At 50.8% G+C, this 21,933-nt stretch carries 19 protein-coding genes; 12 read left to right on the top strand and 7 right to left on the bottom strand.

The features are described 5' to 3' along the window. The first annotated feature begins 110 nt into the window (after window positions 1-110). From Q0294_RS21695 to Q0294_RS21685, 3 genes are all read left to right on the top strand, one after another. On the top strand, window positions 111-1,958 hold the full coding sequence (locus Q0294_RS21695; RefSeq protein ID WP_299469627.1) for a phospho-sugar mutase: 1,848 nt from the start codon (window positions 111-113) through the stop codon (window positions 1,956-1,958). Between the two features lie 277 nt (window positions 1,959-2,235). After that, window positions 2,236-3,462 carry an inositol-3-phosphate synthase gene (locus tag Q0294_RS21690; protein ID WP_299469625.1) on the top strand — a complete coding sequence of 409 codons (1,227 nt, stop codon included), beginning with the start codon at window positions 2,236-2,238 and terminating at the stop codon, window positions 3,460-3,462. Continuing rightward, complete coding sequence (locus tag Q0294_RS21685; RefSeq protein WP_299469623.1) at window positions 3,459-4,358, top strand: UbiA family prenyltransferase; 900 nt, start codon at window positions 3,459-3,461, stop codon at window positions 4,356-4,358. The genes Q0294_RS21690 and Q0294_RS21685 overlap by 4 nt, the downstream gene beginning before the upstream one ends. 24 nt (window positions 4,359-4,382) lie before the next feature. On the opposite strand, the gene Q0294_RS21680 is transcribed toward Q0294_RS21685, so the two are convergent. Continuing rightward, complete coding sequence (locus Q0294_RS21680) at window positions 4,383-4,652, bottom strand: hypothetical protein (protein WP_299469621.1); 270 nt, start codon at window positions 4,650-4,652, stop codon at window positions 4,383-4,385. Window positions 4,653-4,953: 301 nt separating this feature from the next. Here Q0294_RS21680 and Q0294_RS21675 point away from each other — a divergent pair, with 301 nt between their 5' ends. The 3 genes from Q0294_RS21675 (at window position 4,954) to Q0294_RS21665 (ending at window position 8,037) form a co-directional block, all read left to right on the top strand. After that, a complete protein-coding gene (locus Q0294_RS21675) occupies window positions 4,954-6,201 on the top strand; it encodes a multidrug effflux MFS transporter (protein ID WP_299469619.1) in 1,248 nt (415 codons plus the stop codon). Window positions 6,202-6,358: 157 nt separating this feature from the next. After that, window positions 6,359-7,270, top strand: a complete 912-nt coding sequence (locus tag Q0294_RS21670; protein WP_299469617.1) for a CHAD domain-containing protein — start codon at window positions 6,359-6,361, stop codon at window positions 7,268-7,270. 152 nt (window positions 7,271-7,422) lie between these two features. Beyond that, on the top strand, window positions 7,423-8,037 hold the full coding sequence (locus Q0294_RS21665; protein WP_299469615.1) for a hypothetical protein: 615 nt from the start codon (window positions 7,423-7,425) through the stop codon (window positions 8,035-8,037). Window positions 8,038-8,041: 4 nt separating this feature from the next. Here the strand turns inward: Q0294_RS21665 and Q0294_RS21660 are convergent, their stop codons facing one another. From Q0294_RS21660 to Q0294_RS21645, 4 genes are all read right to left on the bottom strand, one after another. Then, window positions 8,042-8,557, bottom strand: a complete 516-nt coding sequence (locus Q0294_RS21660) for a GNAT family N-acetyltransferase (RefSeq protein ID WP_299469613.1) — start codon at window positions 8,555-8,557, stop codon at window positions 8,042-8,044. Between the two features lie 96 nt (window positions 8,558-8,653). Beyond that, window positions 8,654-9,826, bottom strand: a complete 1,173-nt coding sequence (locus Q0294_RS21655) for a hypothetical protein (RefSeq protein ID WP_299469611.1) — start codon at window positions 9,824-9,826, stop codon at window positions 8,654-8,656. 344 nt (window positions 9,827-10,170) lie between these two features. After that, entirely contained in the window at window positions 10,171-11,457 is a 1,287-nt protein-coding gene (locus tag Q0294_RS21650; RefSeq protein ID WP_299469609.1) for a hypothetical protein, read from the bottom strand. A 146-nt stretch (window positions 11,458-11,603) separates the two neighbouring features. Continuing rightward, entirely contained in the window at window positions 11,604-12,353 is a 750-nt protein-coding gene (locus Q0294_RS21645) for an aldolase/citrate lyase family protein (protein WP_299469607.1), read from the bottom strand. A gap of 112 nt (window positions 12,354-12,465) precedes the next feature. Between Q0294_RS21645 and Q0294_RS21640 the strand changes: the two genes are divergently transcribed. Next, the gene (locus Q0294_RS21640) at window positions 12,466-13,314 is read left to right on the top strand and encodes an SGNH/GDSL hydrolase family protein (RefSeq protein WP_299469605.1); all 849 of its coding nucleotides are present in this window, start codon (window positions 12,466-12,468) and stop codon (window positions 13,312-13,314) included. A gap of 151 nt (window positions 13,315-13,465) precedes the next feature. On the opposite strand, the gene Q0294_RS21635 is transcribed toward Q0294_RS21640, so the two are convergent. After that, window positions 13,466-15,169, bottom strand: a complete 1,704-nt coding sequence (locus Q0294_RS21635) for an FHA domain-containing serine/threonine-protein kinase (protein WP_299469603.1) — start codon at window positions 15,167-15,169, stop codon at window positions 13,466-13,468. A 329-nt stretch (window positions 15,170-15,498) separates the two neighbouring features. On the opposite strand from Q0294_RS21635, the gene Q0294_RS21630 reads away from it, so the two are divergent. Together Q0294_RS21630 and Q0294_RS21625 are read left to right on the top strand one after the other, a co-directional pair. Beyond that, window positions 15,499-16,077: a DUF3365 domain-containing protein gene (locus tag Q0294_RS21630; protein WP_299469602.1), complete on the top strand. Its 579-nt coding sequence runs from the start codon at window positions 15,499-15,501 to the stop codon at window positions 16,075-16,077. Window positions 16,078-16,257: 180 nt separating this feature from the next. Continuing rightward, window positions 16,258-17,313, top strand: a complete 1,056-nt coding sequence (locus Q0294_RS21625) for a hypothetical protein (RefSeq protein WP_299469600.1) — start codon at window positions 16,258-16,260, stop codon at window positions 17,311-17,313. Between the two features lie 64 nt (window positions 17,314-17,377). Here the strand turns inward: Q0294_RS21625 and Q0294_RS21620 are convergent, their stop codons facing one another. Then, the gene (locus Q0294_RS21620; RefSeq protein ID WP_299469598.1) at window positions 17,378-18,334 is read right to left on the bottom strand and encodes a hypothetical protein; all 957 of its coding nucleotides are present in this window, start codon (window positions 18,332-18,334) and stop codon (window positions 17,378-17,380) included. 245 nt (window positions 18,335-18,579) lie between these two features. On the opposite strand from Q0294_RS21620, the gene Q0294_RS21615 reads away from it, so the two are divergent. From Q0294_RS21615 to Q0294_RS21605, 3 genes are read left to right on the top strand one after another with little or no spacing between them, the layout of a single operon-like run. Then, entirely contained in the window at window positions 18,580-18,957 is a 378-nt protein-coding gene (locus tag Q0294_RS21615) for a hypothetical protein (RefSeq protein WP_299469596.1), read from the top strand. Further along, window positions 18,954-20,945, top strand: coding sequence for a hypothetical protein (locus Q0294_RS21610; RefSeq protein ID WP_299469594.1), 1,992 nt, complete (start codon window positions 18,954-18,956; stop codon window positions 20,943-20,945). Before Q0294_RS21615 ends, Q0294_RS21610 begins: the two co-directional genes overlap by 4 nt. 45 nt (window positions 20,946-20,990) lie before the next feature. Further along, entirely contained in the window at window positions 20,991-21,830 is an 840-nt protein-coding gene (locus Q0294_RS21605) for an amidohydrolase family protein (RefSeq protein WP_299469592.1), read from the top strand. Window positions 21,831-21,933: the final 103 nt, after the last annotated feature.

Raw genomic sequence — 21,933 nt, 5'->3', positions numbered from 1 at the left:
TGCATGCCCCTTGCGTTTCACGGGTCCTGAAGAATGAAAAAATTGACAAGTGACGTGTAATAGAACGTTAAATACAAGCCAGCGATCTCAAACCCGGAAAAGCGCACAGGATGAACCAGCCGTCCCCTTCGTCAGATCACCAGCAGGCCATCGAAATCGCCCGCACTGCTGTTACCGAAAAAAAACTTTCTGATTCCGCTTTCACCAACTTGCAGAAATGGCTTACTGAACCTCAGTATGCCTCTTATCAGCCCGCGATTCTCAAACTGATTGAATCCAAAGAATTCGGTACGTTGGATACTTATTTCTGGGAAGTTATCCCGTTCGGGACCGGTGGTCGTCGCGGGTTAATGAGTGATTTTGGCTCAGCCACGATCAACGAGAGAACTATTGCCGAATCGGCGCACGGTCTGGCTGTCTATTTTCAGAAAGCCGCTGGTTCAAAGACCGGCAAAGCAGCCATTGCCCATGATTCGCGGATCAATTCCGAACGATTTGCCCGCATTGCCGCGACGGTGATGGCGGCGCACGGTTTGACCGTTTACTTTTACAAAACGCCCCGATCGACGCCGGAACTCTCTTTTGCCGTCAGGCATCTCGGCTGTGATGTGGGGGCAATGATTACAGCTTCACATAATCCTCCTTCTGACAATGGCTTTAAAGCCTACTGGTCTACCGGAGGACAGGTCCTGCCCCCCCACGATCAAGGCATCATTGATGAAGTTTATCAGGCGACCGAAATCCCCTCTGTTGACTTCGATGAAGCCGTAAAACAGGGTTTGATCAAATTCATCGATGAAGATGTTGCCAGCGTCTATCGCAGTTCTGTCGCCGCACACAGCCATTCGAACTGCAGAGATCTGAGCGGATTTTTTACTCCCCTGCACGGCGTGGGAGAAACTTCCGTTTATCACGTATTACAACAGGTGGGATTTAAACAAGTCCTGCGGTTCGAGCCCCAGTGTGAACAAAACGGAAATTTTCCCAATGTTCCCGATCAACTGCCGAACCCGGAACGTACGGAAGTTTATCAACCCGCCATCGAATTGGCCCGAAAAACCGGGGCGGAAATCATTCTGGCCAGTGATCCGGACGCCGACCGGATGGGGGTTTGTGCCAAAAACGATGCGGGCGAATTTGTGCATCTCACGGGTAATCAGGTCGGTGCTTTACTGGCCGATTATGTACTCCGTAAACGTCAGGAAAACGGAACCCTGACACCCAGGCATTATGTCGTCGAGACGATTGTGACGACGCCCCTGATTGGTGCCATCGCACGCAAGGCCAACGTTCGCATTATCAATAACCTGCTGGTCGGGTTTAAGTACATTGCAGAAACGATGGATGAAGAAGGCCCGGATGAATTTGTGTTTGGCACTGAAGAGTCGCTGGGTTATCTGGCGGGAACTTATTGTCGGGACAAAGATGCGGCTATCGCGGCACTCTGGGCCTGCGAGCTGGCGGCGGAATTGAAAACAGAGGGAAAAACGCTGTTGAACCGGCTGGATGAGCTCTATATCGAGCACGGATACCATCTGGAAGGACAAGTTTCCAAAACCTGTAAAGGTTCGCAGGGAAATGAGCAAATCAAACAATTAATGAAAGCGTTCCGGGGCACGCCCCCGCAAAAGCTGGGAAATCTGACATTTACGCTGGTGCGAGACTATCAAAACCTTGAAATTCGGGCATTGCCGGAAAATACCCCCTCCGAGACCTTTTCTAAACCAAAGGGAAATGTTCTGATGTTTGAAGCGAAGGGCGAGGGTTCTTCTCTGACTGTACAACTGGGTGTGCGTCCTTCTGGTACGGAGCCCAAGATTAAGTTCTATTATTTTGCACAGGCAGAAGTGGCAGATCCTGCTCAACTCGCAAAAACCAGAGACGAGGCCCTGTCGACTATTGAAGGCTTTAAAGCGTCTTTGATGGACTGGATCGATCAAACTCTGCAAACAGGTTAATTTCACTTACCAGAAGACTCAGGACAAAATTTTCGGCGCAATCAGGAATCTTTGATTGTGTCGTGTCGGCATGAACCTACAATAATAAACGTGGTTACTTTGATTCTGTGATAAGGGGATTCGTCAGGATTCCGCACAGAAATGATGATCGAATGAAATCAGCAATTGAATTTGCCCAGCCACGAGTCGAGCAGGCTTTAATTGGTCTGCTCCCACCTACCTCTATATCATCAGCAATTACAATTGAATTCAGTTTTATCAGTTTTCAGGCAGCATCATGACGAAACAACGTATCGGGATTTGGATCATCGGAGCATGGGGCGGCGTCTCAACGACCGTCGCCGTCGGTTTAACAGCACTGCAGAAAGGGCTCACCAGTTCCAGCGGGCTTGTTTCTGAAAATCCTTATTTTGAAAAGCTGAATCTGGCAGACTGGGATCAACTGGTCATCGGCGGACATGAAATCCGCGATACTTCTTTTGTGGAAGCGGCCCAACATTTCAGCGATACTTCAGGCGTTTTTCATCCCGCACTGTTACAGTCCGTCGAAGCCGAATTGAAGGCCTTCGATGAAAATGTCAAACCGGGCACGCTGATCCACGTGGGTGATACGATTCGTTCTCTGGCCGGCGAAGCGGTAAAACAGTTTGATGAAGAATCTACGCAGGAGACGATAACACGTCTCTCCGGAGACATCACGGCTTTTCAGAAAAAACACGATCTGGCACATGTTGTTGTGGTCAATCTGGCTTCGACGGAACCTCCCGTGCAGCAATCGGCCAAAGAACTGACGCTGGCGGAATTGAAAGAAGCGCTCGCATCAGCGGTCACTTCGCCGGTTCCAGCGAGTACGATCTATGCCATCGCCGCCATCAACGCCGGCTGCTCGCATCTCAACTTTACACCTTCCGCAGCCACTGACCTACCGGCTTTGATCGAACTGGCTGAAGAGAAGCAGGTGTTGCACGGGGGCCGTGACGGAAAAACGGGGGAGACCCTGATGAAAAGTGTGCTCGCCCCGATGTTTGCTCACCGGAATCTGAACGTCATGAGCTGGGTGGGGCATAATATTTTTGGAAATCTGGACGGTAAAGTCCTCGATGACCCGATCAATAAATCGAACAAAGTCCATTCCAAAGATCATCTGTTGACGGAAATTCTGGGGTACAAGCCACAGACGCTGGTCTCAATCGAATATATTGAATCGATGGGTGACTGGAAAACGGCCTGGGATCACATCCATTTTAAAGGTTTCCTGGATACGAAAATGTCTCTGCAGTTTACCTGGCAGGGAACCGACTCCGTTCTGGCAGCACCCCTGGTACTCGATATGGTTCGATTTACCGAGCGGGAGTGGCGGCGCGGAAATCGATCCGGGGTGATGACACATTTAAGTTCGTTCTTTAAAAGCCCGATGCAGGCCACCACGCCGGAATTCGAACGGCAGTACCAGCAACTTGAGGAATGGGCCAACCACGTTTCCGAAGAATCTTCAGCAACATGAAAAAGTGGCTCGCGTATTTTCAATTGATGCGGCTGCCCGCTGTTTTTACAGCGATGTCAGATATTATTCTCGGTTATCTGCTGACACATAACTCCTTCGAACTTCCCGTGCAATTTGCATTACTGCTGGTTGCTTCCGCCTGCCTGTATCTCTCAGGTATGGTGTTCAACGATGTGTTTGACCGGAAAGTCGACGCGGAAGAACGACCTTCGCGGCCGATTCCCTCCGGTCGCATTTCCACACAGAACGCGGCGGTCCTGGGCGGGCTGCTGATGTTGGCGGGCGTCGGTGCCGCTCAAACGGTCGGTAAGCAGAGTCTGATTGTCGCCGGTCTGCTGGTGGTGGCCATTCTCAGTTATGACACCATCCTGAAAAAAACAATCGTTGGCCCGCTGATGATGGGGATCTGCCGATTCCTGAATGTGATGCTGGGGGCCAGCGCCGTGGCCCGGGAAATTAATCTCTGGGTGAAACCGCAACTGCGGATCGCCGCAGCCCTGGGTCTGTTTATCGTCGGGCTCACCTGGTTTGCGCGAATGGAAGCAAAAAAAAGTCATCGCGGGCACTTGATCGGCGGCACACTGGTGATTAATGCAGGACTGGGTGCGCTGGTCTGGATGCTGGCCACTTATCCCTGGCCACGCGAAATCAATCTGAGCATGGTGCTGGCGGCAATCGGCGTGGTGATGTTGACCATTAACCGCCGCCTGGTGCAGGCCATTTTGAATCCGGTTCCTCAAAATGTACAGATCGCAGTCAAAACCATGCTCGCTTCCTACGTGATGTTGAACGCGATCATGGTTTTTGTCTGGACTGCGAATCCCCAGTACGCCATCGTGACAGCCGCATTATTGCTCCCCACGATTATTCTGTCGCGTTGGATGTCCGTCACGTAATTCAGCCGGGCCTTGCGGCTCATGCTACATCGCTGATTGGAAACCCATCACCTGATACCGGGCCAGTTCCATGGCATCTGTAAGTTTGATGGCACAGATACCTTCATAAGAGAGCATCACTTTTCGTGTTCCCAGGGAATCAGGTGAATCGCGTTCAAACAGGACGATCCCGTTCGAAAGTAAAAAGTTCTTGAAAGGAACGGTTTCCTGAAACGAGGTGACCACGATCCCCTTCTTGGGGATACTCTCCGGCCAATTCTCCAAAATAGAACGCCAACCTTCTGCGCTTTGCATAATATCTCTCTTTAATTATTGATCAATGAAAGAACTCATTCACAACGCGAAAGATACGACTTCAGAATCAATTGAGCAAGGGGAACCTTTCCGTTCACCCAACATGCCCCGGCTTTCCTCTGGTATTTTACTGTTCAAAGTAGCCTGTTTCGTCTCAGCGGGGGGAGCTGCGAAGTTCCCGGAACGCGCCGAGAATTCTGCCGCGAATCGTTGGTTTGATTCCGGGGAGCCAGTATGATTCAGCCGCACGCGCTGTGCATTTATCTTCAACATGGATGATCCTTTCAGAGAATCACGTTCCTTGAATCAAAAACGAGAACCAGCGGCGATCTCTTTTGGCGAATTTGTAGCCATGATGGCATTAATGCAGTCATTGGTGGCATTATCCATAGATGCAATGCTGCCCGCACTGACTGAGATCGGTCAGGATCTGGGAGCGAAAGAAGTCAACGACAGCCAGTTGATTGTCTCCATTCTGTTTCTGGGGCTGGCCTTCGGACAGGGAGTTTACGGTCCTTTATCTGATACGACGGGGCGGAAACCGGCGATTTATCTCGGCTTCAGCCTGTTTCTGACGGGTTGTGTGCTGTCTTTGTTTGCAACGGATCTGACCATGATGCTCAGCGGACGGTTTCTGCAGGGGTTGGGACTGGCAGGGCCGCGATCTGTGATAGTGGCGATTATCCGCGATCAATATGAAGGCCCCGCGATGGCACGCGTCATGTCGTTTGTGATGACAATTTTTATTTTCGTGCCGGCCATTGCGCCGACGCTGGGACAGGGGATTTTACTGGTCGCACACTGGCGGGCCATTTTTGCCGCTCTGCTGGGGTGCGGCATCCTGACGCTGATCTGGCTGGTTTTACGCCTGCCTGAAACACTGACTGCCGATCGTCGCATTCCGTTTTCTCTGATGCGAATCAAACGTGCGATTCAGGAAGTCTGTTCGCACCGCGTTTCGCTGGGATACACGATTTCCCTGGGATTGATTTCAAGTGCCTTTCTGGGGTATTTGAGTTCGGCGCAGCAGATCTTTCAAAAACAGTACAAACTGGGGACGATGTTCCCGCTGTACTTTGCAATTCTGGCGCTGTGCATCGGCAGCGCTTCGTTTGCGAATGGCAGGCTCGTGATGCGGTTCGGCATGCAGCATCTTTCGCGCTGGTCCAAACGTATTTCGACGGTCATATCCCTGTTGTTTTTTCTGTATGTGCTGTCGGTCGGCGGTCAGCCGCCACTCTGGTCGATGATGGCGTATATGATGGCCATTCTGTTTTGCTTCGGGATTATGTACGGAAATTTGAACGCCATGGCGATGGAACCTCTCGGTCATATCGCGGGGGTCGGGTCGGCTGTGATGGGGGCACTCTCGACTTTGATTTCCGTCCCCTGCGGCATTCTGATCGGCCACAGTTACAACGGCACCGTGATTCCCGTGATCGGCGGATTTACCATCTCAGGAGTGTTGATCGTAGCCGTGATGCACTGGGTGGAATCGAAAGGTGACAAGACGAGTACGGAACAAGAAAATCCGGAAGGAATGTTGTAATTGCAGGAACGACAGCGCAGGCAGGTTAAATTGTGTCGGCGTTTGTGATATGGTGAGAGTGTTTTTTAAACGCACGTCGATCTGGGAGTTTGACTCTGTTCTCAGGGTTCGTCTCTGATCAGACTGGTGAAATCAGTATTCAGGTTCGGAATTTGTAATGGGTTATCAGTTCAAGCAACAGGAGTCGTTGGTGCAGGGAGTCCGTCGGATTGCACGCGAGCAAATGAGCCAGGCGCTGCTTGCGCTGCAGAACCCGGAACGGAACCAGCATCAGGCCATTCATGAGGTGCGTAAACAGTTTAAGAAACTGCGTGGTTTGATTCGCCTGGTTCGTTCGGGACTGGGCGACGAGTATTCGCAGATTAATCTCTGGTATCGAGATGCCGGGCGGCGTCTGTCACGCGTTCGAGATGCGGAATCCATGCTGGAATCGCTAGGGAAACTGCGTGAACGTTTTTCGGACAGTGCTCATGCAGAAATGTTTTCGGAATTCGAAAGCAGGCTGCTGGCCCGCAAACAGCGCATTGTGGAAGAGTGGATTGACCTGGACGCCGATTTGAAAAAATTATCAGGTCAACTTGAAGAAGGCCATCGAAAGATTGAAAACTGGAAGATCAAAGGGCCGGCAGGGAAAGTGATCAGTCACGGTTTGCAGAAAACCTATCAGCGCGGGGCAAAGGCATTAAAGGATCTGCGTCGTTGCCCGAGTGATGAGCTGTTTCACGAATGTCGCAAACGCAGCAAATATCATCTGTATCATATGCGGCTGCTGGGTGATCTCTGGAAACCGATTCTGGCAGCCCGCATTGCAGAACTGGATCAGTTAAATGATTTTCTCGGCGACGATCATGATCTGGCCGTGATGATGCAACTCATTCAAAGTGAACCAGAAACACTGGGATCGTCTGCAGGCATTGATCGGCTCCTGACAATCATCGGCCAGCAGCGGCAGGAATTGAAGTCGGCAGGACTCAAGCTGGCTGATCGTATTTTTGCAGAGGAGCCACAGGCATTCGCCCGTCGCATGAAAGCCTACTGGAGCCTCTGGCGGGATCAGAACTCTCAGTAACCGTGTCTCGGTTTTTAGGTCATTGCCTGTCAGTTCTTGAATTCTGCCGAATTTCAGAGTAAAGTGATTTGAACGGTCAGATTTGCATTTCTGCAGCAGCAACTTGCGTCAGGGTGTCTGCTGTATCATGACGAGTGAAGTCGGGGACCAGCATGGATTCCACAGAGCACGAAGAGAGACACGAAGTTCAACCTCAGGCGGACTTACAGGTGAAATCAGGTCACACGCCGTTGATTGTCAGAGGACTGGTGATCGTTTTATTGATTGTTGTTCTGATAGGAATCTATTCGGAGCAGATGATTCAGCCAACACAGACAGGGCATTCGTTTAAAGACGATTTACAGAAGCTGGGGCTGGCTTATCACGAATTTCATCGCGTACAGACACATTCTCCCGCAAGCTTGGATGAACTCAAGGAATTTCTTGACAATCCGCCGCCGCCACCCAAAGCGACGGGAATTGTTGCTCCCGATTCGGTCTCAGTGGTGGTGTTGCCTGCCTCTCTGGAAGAAATGATTCGGGGAGGACAGGTGGCCGTCATCTGGCAGGCTGCTTTAACCGATTCCGGTCAGGAAAATGATCAATACCTGCTCGCCTATACTGCCGATTCTGCTAAGAACGGTGGTTTTGTTCTGACGGCAGCGGGGCGCCCACTTGAACTGTCAGCAGATGCATTCAAACAGTATCCACTGGTTGCGACAGAACAATCGGAGAAGGACCAGACAGAAACGAAAGAGAATCCCCCTGAGACAGAAGCGAAGGAATAATCTCTCAGTTTGATTCCGCTGCCGGAATCCGTAACAGTGAGATCAGCAGGCCGCGTTTCTGTCCGTGAACCTCTGCAATTTCGGGCAGGTGTCCGCAGACTTCAAAACCGAACTTTTCATTCAAGTGTCGCGTGCCCTCATTGTGATCAAAGTGCATGCCGACGAGTGTGGTGATTCCCAGTGCAGGGCAGGCGTCGATCATCTTTTGTAACAGAAACGTACCCAGCCCCTGTTTCTGATGCGAATTCGCGAGGTACAGGCTGACTTCCGCCGTCTTATCGTAAGCGGGGCGACCGGCGTAAAACGAAGTCACATAAATGCAGCCCGCGATTTGTCCCGCTGCATCTTCCGCCACCCAGATCGGCCGTTTCTCGGGTGTGAACTGCGCAAACCACTGCAGCCGACTTTCCACGGTGATCGGTTTTGTATCGGCCGTCGCCGTACCAGCCGGGATCGACTGATTGTAAATCTCAACGATGGCAGGCAAATCATCAATCGTGGCATCGCGGGTGGTGATCATGGTGGCCTGTTCTTATGCAATGTCTTTGAAACAGTGTCGCTCGTTTCTGATACATTTTGTCAAAATACTAATAAACCGTTTTACTGCTTCCGTTGATCAAATTACAAATGAAATTACGATGACTACTACGAGAATCAGGGGATAAGCCAAACGCGACCAGAAGTCGATTCGTGCCACCAGCCGTTTTTTCTGAATGCTCTCCCCTTTGATCAGGAACGTGTTGATAACAGTCTGTATTAATCCGGAAAAGACCGTGAGTGTGGAAAGCAGGATGAACCGGTCGATCCGCGTGATATATGAGATGCGTGGTAAAAGCACGGTGATGGCAAACAGATAGGCTACCAGCGTCAAAAATGCCGAGGTAGATATGCCGATATTCGTGCCGGACTGTTCCGGGTTCAACCAGCGGGGAAGCCAGGACATGATCACAATCAGACACAAGGGAATAATCACTTTCAGGATGTAGTAATCCGGCTGTCGGGCAATCTTAATCTTCATTTCATAACCGGCGACACCGACTGGGCTCTGATCGGGATAATAAGCGGCAGGTGCAGCTTTGAAGGACAGGATATCAAAGTCGGGCAATGAGAACTGTCTGGCAATACTAGATGTTCTGCCGAATTCACCGACCAGTGAGACCATCCGGACTTGCTTTTCTGACAGACCTACCGCGGCGAGCTGAATGGAGAGTTCCTGCTGATCGAAGGGAAAATCTCGCAAGTTCAGGGGTTGTGAGAAATGTCCCCACACCTTTTGACGAAAAATGACCGTTCCGTCCGGCTGGATTTCGACTGACTCAGGATAAGAGTTCCAGGCCATCTGCTGGCTGACGATAGTCAGTCGCGGATTCCAGACATCCGTCAGGTCCACATGCAATGGACCGGGGCCTTGATGTTGCAGAAGGGGATTCTTCCAGTGTGCCTCATAATAGATGCTGGCCGCGAAGCTCTGATCAGCGGAGTTCACTTCATCGATATCAATGACAAAGACGATGATCTGAACCTCTGTGGGTCCTCCCCAGGCCGAGGGGCGATTCATTTCCGGCTTTGACTCTTCGAGCAGTGCTGAGGGTTTGACTTTTCCGACTCCTTCCGCATCCGCAGGGGAGGGAATCGTTGCCTGGACCGGAGGATCCTCGCTTAAGGACGGTGATGCATTGCGTTCGGGGCCTTGGGTAAAACCGTAGCCCGGCACTGCCAGGAGATAGGCGATCACTGCGGCGAAAAGAACTGATCGAGATAGGTATGCTTTCACCACTGCTGTGTCCATTATCAAATTTTCAACGCAAGCCTGATCGAGAATGAGAATTCATAATAAATTGGCCGATCGCCTGCGATTCCCGCGTTCGCTCCGCAATTATACTCGCTGCCGCTCTCCCGGTCCCCATAATTTTTCGTTTCGGGCCTGTTCCCGAAGTACCAGGCTGAAAGGGCATGTTAAAGTTACCCAGTTTTGCCCGAGATATCATATCATCAAGCCGGGAGCCTGTTTCGGAAGTTCAGTGGCCTTACGACCGGCATCTTGGATCCGGCAATGCTGGAAACGGTCTACTCAACCCACGCCGGCCCTCATCTGCGGTTTCTGGAACCCGAATAGGGAAGTCAAGTCTGGCTTCAATTTCCCAGATACCAGACTTTCATTGCTGCTTTAGCTTGTTGAGGATTGCCTTTAATATCGAACCTTCTTCCCGTCGGTTGAATGCAATCAAGGATGATCTGGCAACAATCGCCAACGCGAATGACGTGATGGGAAAAATAAAAATTTCTGTGGTATTCGACGCAACGCGTGAAGCTGTCGTCATCGACGGCATCGATCAACTGTTCGAGTGCCACTTCACCCATATCAATCAGTTGAGTGGCAGGGCTCCCTTTTCCTGGAACTTTCTGGTGCATCATGCCACCATCCCGTGGGTCGCCGAAAATGTCGCAGCTGCCTGGTTGAGCTATTTGAATTCCATTCTGATCCCGCAGCTGGTAGATCAGTTCCGCTACCCGTTCTCGAGGTGTCATTACTTCCAGAGACTTTGTCGTTTTCCGTGAATGCGCTTCGTCTTCCTGAATCATGCGGGATAAAATTTCTGCAGACTTTCTGGCTCGTGTCGAATATTTACTTTGGGGAAAATATTTTACAATATCGAGAAAACTCTGAAGTATTTCTCTGCGTTGCACTTCCGGATCGCGGAAGTCAAGCACGGTACTCCACATAAACGATTTTGCCATGTCCTCGGATAAGGCACTTTTAAGCCCTTCCCTACCCACTGGTTTTCCGGTTTGTAAATCGGGGATCTCAGCGATGTACTCAATCAGGTCCTCTGCCTGTTGGTTTAATCCGTTACCATAACAGCCGCGGGCGAGAATAAACAACTCAACCAGTTCACTTGTCCTTTTACCGAAATTTCTGAGATGATCCTCTTCCGGGTCGATCGCACGTAAGTACTTCAGCCTCTGGATGACATCATCACCAAGATCGACTTCTTTGAACCGATACAATTCTCCTGTGAGCATGTTGTATTCATCACCTGAGTATGTTGTGGTACGCATGCCAAGAGTAAAAACTTTCCTTTTCGCCTCATGGGAATCCAGTAAAAAGACATTTGTAAATTGAGGCTTTTCTTTTTCATCAGTGGGTGATCTGTAGTGGCCAAGATAAATCTGCAGATACTTCTTGTCGTTGAGAACTGGGACTCCCAGCGAATCGAACCAGTCGAATAACGCGCGGCTGTGCGGAGAGATGAGATGCTTCGCTGGCAGTTCACTTTTGTGAATCGAACTGGTAACTGTGGGAGAGACTTCGGATTCTACGCCTGTGTTTTGTCTCGAAGGAACAGGCTCCGGTTGATCAGAGCAGGCCATGCAGAGAGAGAATAAACCCGGGAGAGCCAACAACAGCAGGCGTTGCATTATGAACTCCTTTTTAGAAGCGGATTTTGTCATCTGGCAGCAGGTCTGATCTTATGAAACTCAGCGGGATTGAGATAGATCAATCAGCAAGAATCACAGAATTGACTTTTATGAACCACATTGTTATTCAAGGTGAGTTTTGCCCCTCACCGCATCTGCCCCAGCATTTTGCGGGCGGCGTGGCCCAGCATGACCGTATCCACGCCGACGGTGATGAGGGTGAAACCTTTTTCAATGTAGGGTTTGACCGCGTCGACCGTCACGCCGAAAATGCCGAGAGGCATGTTGTGTTTTTGGCAGACTTCGGAGACATGTTGAATCGCGCCGGTGACATCGGGGTGATCGATTTCGCCGATGCGTTTCAGACTGGCGGAAAGATCGTAGGGGCCGATCAGAACCGCATCGACGCCCGGCACTTTTACGATCTGTTCGATGTCATTCACGGCGTCAATATGCTCGGCCTGAACCACGACGGTGATTTCTTCGTTTGCTTTTGCCAGGTAGTCGTCAAAGGAGAAGCCGTAACCGTGGGCGCGGCCCAGGCCGACCCCTCGGGTACCCTCGGGGGAATAACGGGACCAGGAGACAACCTGCTCCGCGGTTTTTGCCGAATTGACCAGCGGTGCAATAATTCCCGCGGCCCCGAGATCAAGGGCTTTTTTGATCTGCACTTCTTCCGGTGCAGCGAGTCTTACCAGGCAGGGTAATTTATGCCCCACGCGTCCGACGATGGCCAGCAGATCAGCGGGCGAGTACGTACTGTGTTCGGCGTCGAGAAACAGCCAGTCGTAACCGACGTCTGATAAAACCTCTGCCGTTTCCGGGCAGGAGAGCGTTACCAATGGTGAAAGCAGTAGTTCACCCTGTTTGAGTTTCGAGCGGAAGTTGTGTGGCATGGGGAAGTCCTCAAAAAAGTCTGTGATAGATTGTTTCCTCTATCTGTGTTCGGTATTCTGAATTAAGAGTGTACCGTTTTTATAATTGATTCCAGATACCGGGAAACAGCTGATGTTCAAACCAGTTTCGTTTTTGCGATCAACGCTTTTTGTTTGTCTGTTTACAGCCTTCATAGTAGCTCCGCTCTGGGGGAATGACAAGAAAGCCGAACCGACAAACGCGGCGGAAGCTGCTGCGAAAAAAGCAGAAGAGGCAGCGGCGGTGAATGAAAAGTTCGCCGCCTGGAAAGCGACGCTTTCACCGGAACAGCAGGAGTGGGAGACCGTCCTGGAAGAGAACCTGGGTGGTTTTTATCTGCCGATCTATAAAAAACAGAAGGTGGCAGGGCAGGTGACTGCCTGGGATTATGTCGCCGACGATCCGAAACTGCCGCGGGTGTTATTGATTGGTGATTCGGTATCGCGCGGTTACACACAGTCTGCACGGAAAGCACTGGCGGGCAAAGCGAACGTGCATCGCGCCCCCGAGAATTGTGGCCCGACCGCGACCGCTCTGAAAAAACTCGACATCTGGCTCGGCAAGGGGAACTGGGATGTGATTCATTTCAACTTCGGTATTCACGACCGCCGCACCCCCGCTGCCGATTACGAATCGCGTCTGCAAACACTCGTGGACCGTTTGAAGAAAACGGGCGCCAAACTGGTCTGGGCCAGCAGTACGCCGATACCCGCGGACTGGAAAGAAGGCCCTGAGATCAAAACGCTGCTCGAAGAAAAGAATGAAATTGCCGCCCGGGTAATGAATAAAAACGGGGTCGAAATTGACGATCTGTTTACGTTCATCACCCCGCATCTCGCAGAAACACAAAACCCGAAAGACGTGCATTTCAACGGGAAAGGTTACGACATGCTGGGCGAACAGGTCGCGAAACACATTGAAGGTTCTCTGAAAAAGAACTAGGGAACGAGTAATATTTCAATAATTATCCTGGAGAAGGCTGGCAAAGTGAGCGGTACGGCGCTAGCCGCCGTTTTTGGTAAACGTGGCGTCTCAAACAAACGGTGGCTGGCGCCATGCCGCTCAGAAGTTGGTTTGTTTCAGCAAACATTCGCTACGACAGCAGCCAGTAACCGATGCCGGCGATCAGGCAGATGCCGGCCAGGACTGAAGCGGCGATCAACACGTTTTTGTGTTTGCTTCGGGCGACATACTGGTTGGGAGAAGCGACGCGGAAATGGTAAGTGGCAGCGATCGACAGGGTATTACCGGGAAACAGGATTTGCTCCTGAACCCGCCGGCCATCGACTTCGATGCCGTTTTTGCTGTTGAGATCGGAAACAATCCAACCGGTGTTTTCAAAGTGGAAAGCGCAGTGTTCTCCCGAAACTCCCGGTCGGTCGAGCTGAATGTCACAACTGGCGTTGCGGCCTAATACCACCCGCTGTTGTGCGATGGGGAAGCGTTGTTTATCGTCGAGTGAAATGAGTTCGATTGGCTGTATCTCATTGCGGAGGGCGTCGGTCGCCTGTTGTGCCTTGAGGTCTGTCGATTCCAGGGGGACCGCGTGACGCAGGATACCGCTTTTCGAAATGTCCGATTCGCCGCGCGTCAGCCGTTCGATGCCTTCTGTTTTCTGCTGTGCCAGTTCAGCGACATGGCTGGCCGTCGCGATGCGCGAGGAGAGTTGTGGTCGGACGATGCTGGACTGGGCAATCGCATTTCGCGCCTGGGCTTCGCGCACCCGCTGGGATACGATTTTGTTGAATCGGAACTCAACCGGTTTTCTATTCGCAAAAGGTTTTAACGCAGCAGCCACTTCGTGCATGGACTGATACCGGTCTTCCGGCTGTTTGGCCATCATTTTTTCTACAATGGAAACGACTTCCGCCGGTACATTGGGAGCGATTTCGCTGATGGGCTGCGGTGTTTTCTGTCGATGTGCCTGAATTTTCTGGGCGGCAGTTCCTGTAGGAAAAGGGAGTTTACCAGTCAGCAGAAAATACATCGTACAACCGAGACTGTAGATATCGGCGCGGGAATCTACGGTCTGCCCGTTCTGGGATTGTTCGGGAGCAATATATTCGGGGGTGCCGACGCAGCCATGTCCGAAAATCATCGCCAGTGAAAATTCGGCTTCGGGATTATCCTTCAGCAGCGCCAGACCGAAGTCCAGCACTTTGACGACGCCTTGAGAATCGATGATCAGATTTTCCGGTTTTAAATCCCGGTGGACGATACCCGCCTGATGTGCGTTTTCAAGACCCAAAGCCGCCTGATAGACGACATCACAGGCCTGCGGTGTCGGTAAGGACCGCTGTTTGAGCAGCACCAGTTCCAGCAGGCTGATCCCTTTGACGAATTCCATGGCGATGTAACAGATGGCACCGGTGTCATCGTAGTTAATGGTACGCACGACATGCGGATGTTTTAAACGTGCACCGGCGGTCGCTTCGAGTTTCAGCCTTGTGAGCATGCCTGTATCGTTGCGGCATTTCTCATTGAGCACTTTCAGAGCGACCGGCGCTTGGGTTTCGATATCTTCTGCCAGATACAGGCTGCCCATCCCGCCAAAACCGAGAATTTCCAGGACTTTGTAGCCATGAATGAAAAAGCCCCGCGTGCGGCCTGCCAGCAGACGCTCTCCCTGATAACGGGTCAGTACTTTTGCGGTCACCAGTGACTGGGCGGCTGCTTTCGCAGAGACCGCATCTTCCAGATGCAGCCTGTCGATGACTGCGCGAACCTCATCCGTCGAGAGTAGATGACTCTCCTTTAATAATTCAAGGAAAGATTCGGTATCGCGCGGTTTAGACATACACACACTGCTGTGGGAAATGATGTGGGAAACATCCGCCATTATATACATGTGCAGTTCATTATGGTAGAGGTTTTGAAATGGTACTGTGTCTCAGTTTAAATTGCTAACTTCTTCTGAGAGCGGAGGCTACGTCGTTGAGAGAGTGTTGCGATTATATCGATTATGACGGCTGCTCATGCGGACTCTTTGATCGGGAACCGGCTTGTCTCCGTCTCAGAGGGCTGCCACTTTCAACACGCTTTTTCTTGACAGAAGTCACACGCGCTATTTATATTGGATGAAATTATCCAGAATAAAAGCCGAGGGTCCAGGGAGAACTGACAGTCATGTTTTTAAATTTGAATCTGCCGCGTTTCATTTTAATGGCTCTGGTCGTTTCCGGAGTTCTGACGATCGCCGGATTTGCTGCGGAGACCACCAAAAAAGATCAGGTCTGCGAAAAGAAAGCGGCGGCTGGCGATGGTGAGAAAGTAAATCAGAAATTGGTGTCTATCAGCGAGGCACGAGAGCAGGCGCGCCTGTTACATGAGACATTGCATTCCACACTGCTGATCGTCCATCGCAAATATTATCGCGAGGATGAAAAACTGCCGATTCCCTCCAGTGTGCTCGACGATGTGTTTGAAGAAATGCAGCGCACACGGAACATCAACTTCCGCTGGATTTCCGTCAATGCGGAAGCGATGAATATCGACCACGAGCCCAAAACGGATTTTGAAAAAAACGCCGCAGAAGCGATCTCGTCAGGCAAAACAGAATTTGAGCAGGTGGAAAAAGGGATCTACCGTCATGTGGGAAGAATCTGCCTGCCTTCTCAATGTCTCAAATGCCACATGCCCAACCGCCGCAGCACCGACACCCGTTTTGCAGGTCTGATTATTTCACTGCCCGTAAACGAGAAATAATGGCGGGGGGAGCAGATAAACCTGACTCACTTCGTCATCTGATAATCTAACGTGAACTAATGCTGATCCCGTTCGGGAACGCTGTTTGGATGCCGTCTGCACGCGGATTCTGATAAGATTACAGTCAGTTGCGGTCTCTGAATTTTGAGTGGTTTTTCCGAGTGAAGTTGAGGTCGGTTCATGAGTGGAATTATCGGTCATACAATGTATGCGATCCTGGCGGGTAAAGCGGCTGCGCAGAAAAAGCTGCCTGTTGTGTCTGTGATGAATCAGCACTATGCCAGTTATCTGGCGGGTGCGTATCTGGGCTGTGATATTCAAATCATGCCGGAAGCGATTTGCGTCGATACCGGCCAGGAAGTCGGCTTTGGAACCGCGCCGCTGGATCGAAGTCCGTTGACGGGCGGTGAAGTCAAACCGTGGTCATTGAAATTTGAGTCGAGGGAATATCGTCCTAAAGAAATTCATCACCTGTTTTACGGCCGTGCGCATGTGGTGTTTGGCTGGACGCCGGCAGAGCGAAAATACACGGTTCCCTGGGACCATTTGCCTGACTATGCGGCGATGGTGTTTCAGGATGCCAAAGACCTGTATGGTCCCGGCGAGCGCAAGCTGGCTTATCTGTTTGGCTGGCTGGCCCATATTGTGGGGGACAGTCTGATTAAATCGGTCCAGCCGGGAATCACGCTTGATCTGTTGGGGGGCAAATACACGCCGGCCAATCGCCCGATTCAGGATCTGGTGACATTTCACGAAGTGGGACGGAAAGAGTTACACCTGGATTGGGCCAGTCTCCTGACCGATCTGGCTGAGACACCAGTCGAGCCGGTACAGTTACACTACATGCGCGTGGGGCAACCGCGAGGCATGCTGGCCGCCGACTTTCCCGATGCCTGGGCGCCACAACATGAAGCACTTTTGCTGCGTGTTCTGGAAGAGAATCGCCGTTATCAGAAAATACGCAATCCGCGACTGATTAAAGAATATGCGCTGAAACAATCGGGAACACGCTGGCAGTGCGACGAAGTACTCAGCCGCAAGGCAGGCGGGCTCACCTATGCGGAAATGGTCGAAGCGGCGGACAAGGCAAATTTCCGGCATGCGTTATGGGAAATGGGGGAAGCGATTGCCGGGTTATTTGAGCAGGTGATTGAACGCGTGCCTTATCTGCAGAATCTACCTGACACGACCAGTCCCAGCTGGGATGAAATTACGGTTCGCTGGAAAAAAGCGTAAGCGACTGCCCGTTCGCTGTACCTGCAAGTAAAGAGAGGCCACGAAAAATAAACGGACTATGTTACTATTGAGTCATCGTCTTTTTTTTGTTGGCTTCGTGTTTGGCGATCCATTTTTCGGGATTGGCATCGAAGGCTTTGGCACAACCGCTGCAGCAGACCCAGTAAGTTTTTCCCTGGTACGTCACTTGCGAAGTTCCCAGTCCCCCCGAGATGACACAGGTTTTATCGCCGTAATCGGAATCGCTTTTTGCAAACGAAGTTCCCTGGCGGCGCGTGTTGATGGTATCAATGCGGGCGTAACTGTCGCCGCGCAAATCATAAATTTCCAACATGTAGCGGTCGTTGTTCTGCTGGTTGAGAATAATCTGTGCGTGTTTTTTCTCGTCCGCGGGTTCGACCAGTGCGAGACTGAGCTTGTAAGTCGAGTGCATCACATTGGGATTATCATCGCCCGGCACTTTTTTAAGAGGGACCGAAAAATTGCCTTCATAAATCTGTTTCTGTCCGGCTTTATTGGTGAGCGTCAATTGATATTTTTGCTTGTCAGTCAGATAGGTCAGACGCGCGTTTTCATAGTAGCGGCTTTTATCCGCCGTCATGACCAGCGCCGGTTGAGCCGGATTACTTTGCAGATCCCAGACCCAGCCTAAAGTTTCCACAGAACTGAAACCGCCGATTTTTTTAAATGTAGTCCCCCCCCAGTCGCCGAGCATAATCTGCAGTGGTTTGAGGGCCTCCAATACATTATCGAATTTCTGCTCGTCGGGAGCATCTGCCCCGGAAGCCGCCGTGGTGGAACTGCCGCCTAATGTAATGGGCTGAAAACGCCGGGCCGGTTTTGCCTGTTTTGCATTTGATTCACTGGCGGGGTTGGCTTCCATATCGATCGCACCACCAGATCCCAGCTCAACGGCGACTTCTTCTGTGATCTTTTGCGGTGTTTCCGAGGAACTGCAACTCACGCAGCAGGCCAGTGGGAAAGTCAAGAGTAATACAAAATAATTGTGCCGCAGATACATAGCAGATCGCTCCCGAACTTGTAACAGGTTTGCGTTTAAAAATGCACTTGGTTTTACTGGTAAAACAGGAATGTTTTATCGATGAAATAGTATAACAGTCTGTTCACGTTTTTGTCACTGTGAATTCAGTTCTGATAAAATTTCTGCATTCCTGCAGCGGTGCTTTGTGTATCGTCTGGGTCGAGAGTACAATCGTTCGCTTAACGCTCATCTAAGAGAATTCGTTTAGAAGTGAGGGCCGTGCTATGAGTACCGCACCATCGAACGACACAGAATCGATGGAAGTTGATCCTGTTTTTTTAAACGCGAAACGTGAAGCCTGGGTGATTCTGGGTTTGTGGGTGGTCGCGTTATTGTGGTCAGTTCCTTATTGTTATCTCAATGGATTTCAGACTGGATTGAATCCTGAGACCGTTGAAACCACAATGGGTATCCCTAGCTGGGTTTTCTGGGGAATCGCCTTTCCCTGGGTCGTGGCTGACCTGTTCACAATCTGGTTCTCCCTGTTTTACATGAAAGAGGACGACCTCGGAGTCGCTCACGAAGGTGAAGATCTCGCAGAAGAGATTGCAGAGATGCACGCAAAACAAGATGCAACGACTGCCGGGGGGAATGAGTCTTGAACTTTCTATCTAATACAAACGCCAGTTTACCAACCGTGTTTGCCGCATCTGGTTCTGATGCGGCACTGGTTACGTTTTTGATTTATACGGCCGCCGTGTTTGTGCTGGCTGCTTTATCAAACCGCTTATTGAAAAGCAAAAATTTCGTCAGTGAATACTTTCTGGGAAGCCGTGGGCTGGGTGTTTGGGCGTTTGCATTAACTTTCGCCGCAACCAGCAGTTCCGGCGGGAGCTTTACCGGATTTCCATCCAAAATCTATACACACGGCTGGATTCTCGCGCTCTGGATTGGCAGTTATATGGTGGTGCCGATCTGTACGATGGGCTTCATTGGCAAGCGGCTCAACCAGGTGGCACGACGTTCCGGTTCGATCACGGTGCCCGATGTGTGTCGTGACCGGTTTAACAGCCCCGTCTTCGGTTTGATGGCGGTGTCGCTGATCGTCTTTTTCATGTCGTTCAATCTGGTTGCCCAATTCAAGGCGGGGAGCTTGATCCTGCAGACACTACTGGAAGGCGTTACCCTATTTGAAAGTACTGCGGATGGATTATCGCAGGCCGTATCGGGCATTCCTTTTCTTTCCAGCGCGGAGAGTCCTGAATATCTGTTGTGTCTGTTAGTATTTGGCATCGCCGTGATTCTTTACACCACCTATGGCGGTTTTCATGCCGTTGTCTGGACTGACGTGATGCAGGGAATTGTGATGGTCGTCGGTGTGATCATCATGTTGCCTCTGGCAATTTCGCAGGCGGGGGGGCTGGATAACACCACCAGACTGATGGCGAAAATGACGCCGCCCCGTATCTCAGCAGCAGAAAAAGGGGGAATCACGCTCACGTTAGACAAGCCCAGCCAGGAGACGGTAATAATTGATGCGGGAACCTGGATTACGGATGAACCAATTGCCGATCAAAAAATACCACTCTTGTTTCGTGTGACGCGTGCCACTGAGATTCCCGCGGGTGAGACTACAGTTAACGAAGTCAAGGTTCTCCAGCTGACGACGCTGGACGATATTGAGCGAATTCTCGGTCGGAAAGAGCGTGAAAATTTTCTGAATGATGTGAGCGTTTCAAATATTGATTTGAAAGCCTACGCCTACGGGGAAGAAGGGAGCCAGCAGGGGACCTACCTTGTCGGTCCGGGGCCCAGCGCGAGTAGTTCCAGCGGTTTCTTACCTTTAAGTCTGGCGATTTCCTTCTTCTTCATGTGGGCCATTTCGGGGACAGGGCAACCGGCCAACATGGTGCGGTTGATGGCATTTCGTGATACAAAAACGTTGCAACGTTCGATTTGTACCGTCGCCATTTATTACACACTGATTTATTTTCCGTTAGTCGTCATTTTCTGTTGTGCCCGCGTTTTGTTACCGGGAATGGAAGGTGATTCGGATCGCATCATGCCGGCGATGGCGGTCTTTCTGACAGAAAATATCGGCATGGGCTGGCTGGCAGGTCTCCTGGTGGCAGCTCCTTTTGCGGCTGTGATGTCCACCGTCGACAGTTTTCTGCTGCTGATCTCTTCTGCCTGGGTCCGCGATGTCTATCAGCGGAATATCAATCCTGAAGCGAGCGAGAAAACGATTAAACTGTTGAGTTATCTGGCAACATTTGTAGTGGGAACCGCCGCGATGCTTGTGGCAGTGAACCCGCCGAAATTCCTGCAGGATATTATCGTTTATGTCGGCAGTGGTCTGGCAGCCAGTTTTCTGGCGCCGATTGTGTACGGACTCTACTGGAGACGGATCAATGCCGCGGGGGCGATGGGTGCGATGATTGGCGGGTTTGCCGTGCATCTTGCCATGTATGTGGCCGGGTATTTTGTGAATGGAAGTTTCTTCAAACCATACCAACTATTTGATTTCGATCCGATTATCATCGGCTTGTTCGTCTCATTCATTTCCGGGTATATTGTGACAAAAGTGACCGCACCGCCGCCGGATGAATTAGTACAGAAATATTTTTATACCACGAAGACCAAAGCCTGATTTTGGTTTTTCGATTCACTCACCTTGCCATCAGAGGATCATGCTATGGAATATATCGACGCACATTCGCATGTCTGGACTCCTGATATTAAAAAATATCCGTTGGCCCCGGGTTATCAGGTTTCTGATATGCAGCCGCCCAGTTTTACTGCGGAAGAGTTGCAGGCTCAGATGATGACGGTGGGAGTGAATCGGGTGGTTCTGATCCAGATGTCATTCTATGGGTTTGATAACAGTTATATGCTGGACTGCATGGCCAAATATCCGGGCATGTATTCGGGTGTGGCTGTCATCGATCAGAATGGTGACAATCCGACGCCGGAAATGTTGGCGCTGAAAGCAAAAGGCGTGCGTGGATTCCGGATCGCTCCTAAAACCAAAAAAGTCGATGAGTGGCTGGATGGAGCCTGTATGGAGCAGATGTGGAAAACCGGTGCCAAAGAAGGCATGGCGATGTGCTGTCTGATGAATCCGGACGGCTTGCCCGCTTTGGATAAAATGTGTCAGAAACATCGGGATACGACTGTTGTGATTGATCATCTTGCCAGAATTGGTGTCACAGGTGAAATCGATCCGAACGAAGTCGACCAGTTATGCAAGATGGCCAAACATCCGAATGTGTATGTGAAAGTCTCCGCGTTTTATGCGCTGGGAAAAAAGAAGATGCCCTATCATGATCTGTTACCGCTGATCAAAAAAGTGTATCAGGCTTTCGGCGCCAATCGGCTGATGTGGGCGACAGACTGTCCTTATCAGGTACAAGGCGATCATTCCTATCAGGCATCGATCGGATTGATCAAGAATGGCTTGCCGTTCCTTTCCGCTGACGATAAAGACTGGATTTTGGAAAAAACGGCGGAAAAAGTATTCTTCCAGGGCATTTAATTTTTAAAGTGATTCAGGTCCTCTCATGGATGCGCGATATCAGATTGAAGATACAAGTCGGATTATTTCTCCGGGTATGATTATCTTTAAGGACATTCTCGAA

Source organism: uncultured Gimesia sp., assembly GCF_937919775.1.
Lineage (GTDB): Bacteria > Planctomycetota > Planctomycetia > Planctomycetales > Planctomycetaceae > Gimesia.
This window is presented reverse-complemented; position numbering and strand designations above follow the sequence as displayed.

What these genes read in the sequence shown, in the direction of transcription:
- Q0294_RS21670 (WP_299469617.1), top strand. Translation starts at nt 6,359, where the DNA reads ATGGGTTATCAGTTCAAGCAACAGGAGTCGTTGGTGCAGGGAGTCCGT.
- Q0294_RS21625 (WP_299469600.1), top strand. Translation starts at nt 16,258, where the DNA reads ATGAGTGGAATTATCGGTCATACAATGTATGCGATCCTGGCGGGTAAA.
- Q0294_RS21640 (WP_299469605.1), top strand. Translation starts at nt 12,466, where the DNA reads ATGTTCAAACCAGTTTCGTTTTTGCGATCAACGCTTTTTGTTTGTCTG.
- Q0294_RS21665 (WP_299469615.1), top strand. Translation starts at nt 7,423, where the DNA reads ATGGATTCCACAGAGCACGAAGAGAGACACGAAGTTCAACCTCAGGCG.
- Q0294_RS21685 (WP_299469623.1), top strand. Translation starts at nt 3,459, where the DNA reads ATGAAAAAGTGGCTCGCGTATTTTCAATTGATGCGGCTGCCCGCTGTT.
- Q0294_RS21615 (WP_299469596.1), top strand. Translation starts at nt 18,580, where the DNA reads ATGAGTACCGCACCATCGAACGACACAGAATCGATGGAAGTTGATCCT.
- Q0294_RS21645 (WP_299469607.1), bottom strand. Translation starts at nt 12,353, where the DNA reads ATGCCACACAACTTCCGCTCGAAACTCAAACAGGGTGAACTACTGCTT.
- Q0294_RS21680 (WP_299469621.1), bottom strand. Translation starts at nt 4,652, where the DNA reads ATGCAAAGCGCAGAAGGTTGGCGTTCTATTTTGGAGAATTGGCCGGAG.
- Q0294_RS21660 (WP_299469613.1), bottom strand. Translation starts at nt 8,557, where the DNA reads ATGATCACCACCCGCGATGCCACGATTGATGATTTGCCTGCCATCGTT.
- Q0294_RS21605 (WP_299469592.1), top strand. Translation starts at nt 20,991, where the DNA reads ATGGAATATATCGACGCACATTCGCATGTCTGGACTCCTGATATTAAA.
- Q0294_RS21635 (WP_299469603.1), bottom strand. Translation starts at nt 15,169, where the DNA reads ATGTCTAAACCGCGCGATACCGAATCTTTCCTTGAATTATTAAAGGAG.
- Q0294_RS21630 (WP_299469602.1), top strand. Translation starts at nt 15,499, where the DNA reads ATGTTTTTAAATTTGAATCTGCCGCGTTTCATTTTAATGGCTCTGGTC.
- Q0294_RS21620 (WP_299469598.1), bottom strand. Translation starts at nt 18,334, where the DNA reads ATGTATCTGCGGCACAATTATTTTGTATTACTCTTGACTTTCCCACTG.
- Q0294_RS21690 (WP_299469625.1), top strand. Translation starts at nt 2,236, where the DNA reads ATGACGAAACAACGTATCGGGATTTGGATCATCGGAGCATGGGGCGGC.
- Q0294_RS21695 (WP_299469627.1), top strand. Translation starts at nt 111, where the DNA reads ATGAACCAGCCGTCCCCTTCGTCAGATCACCAGCAGGCCATCGAAATC.
- Q0294_RS21650 (WP_299469609.1), bottom strand. Translation starts at nt 11,457, where the DNA reads ATGCAACGCCTGCTGTTGTTGGCTCTCCCGGGTTTATTCTCTCTCTGC.
- Q0294_RS21655 (WP_299469611.1), bottom strand. Translation starts at nt 9,826, where the DNA reads ATGGACACAGCAGTGGTGAAAGCATACCTATCTCGATCAGTTCTTTTC.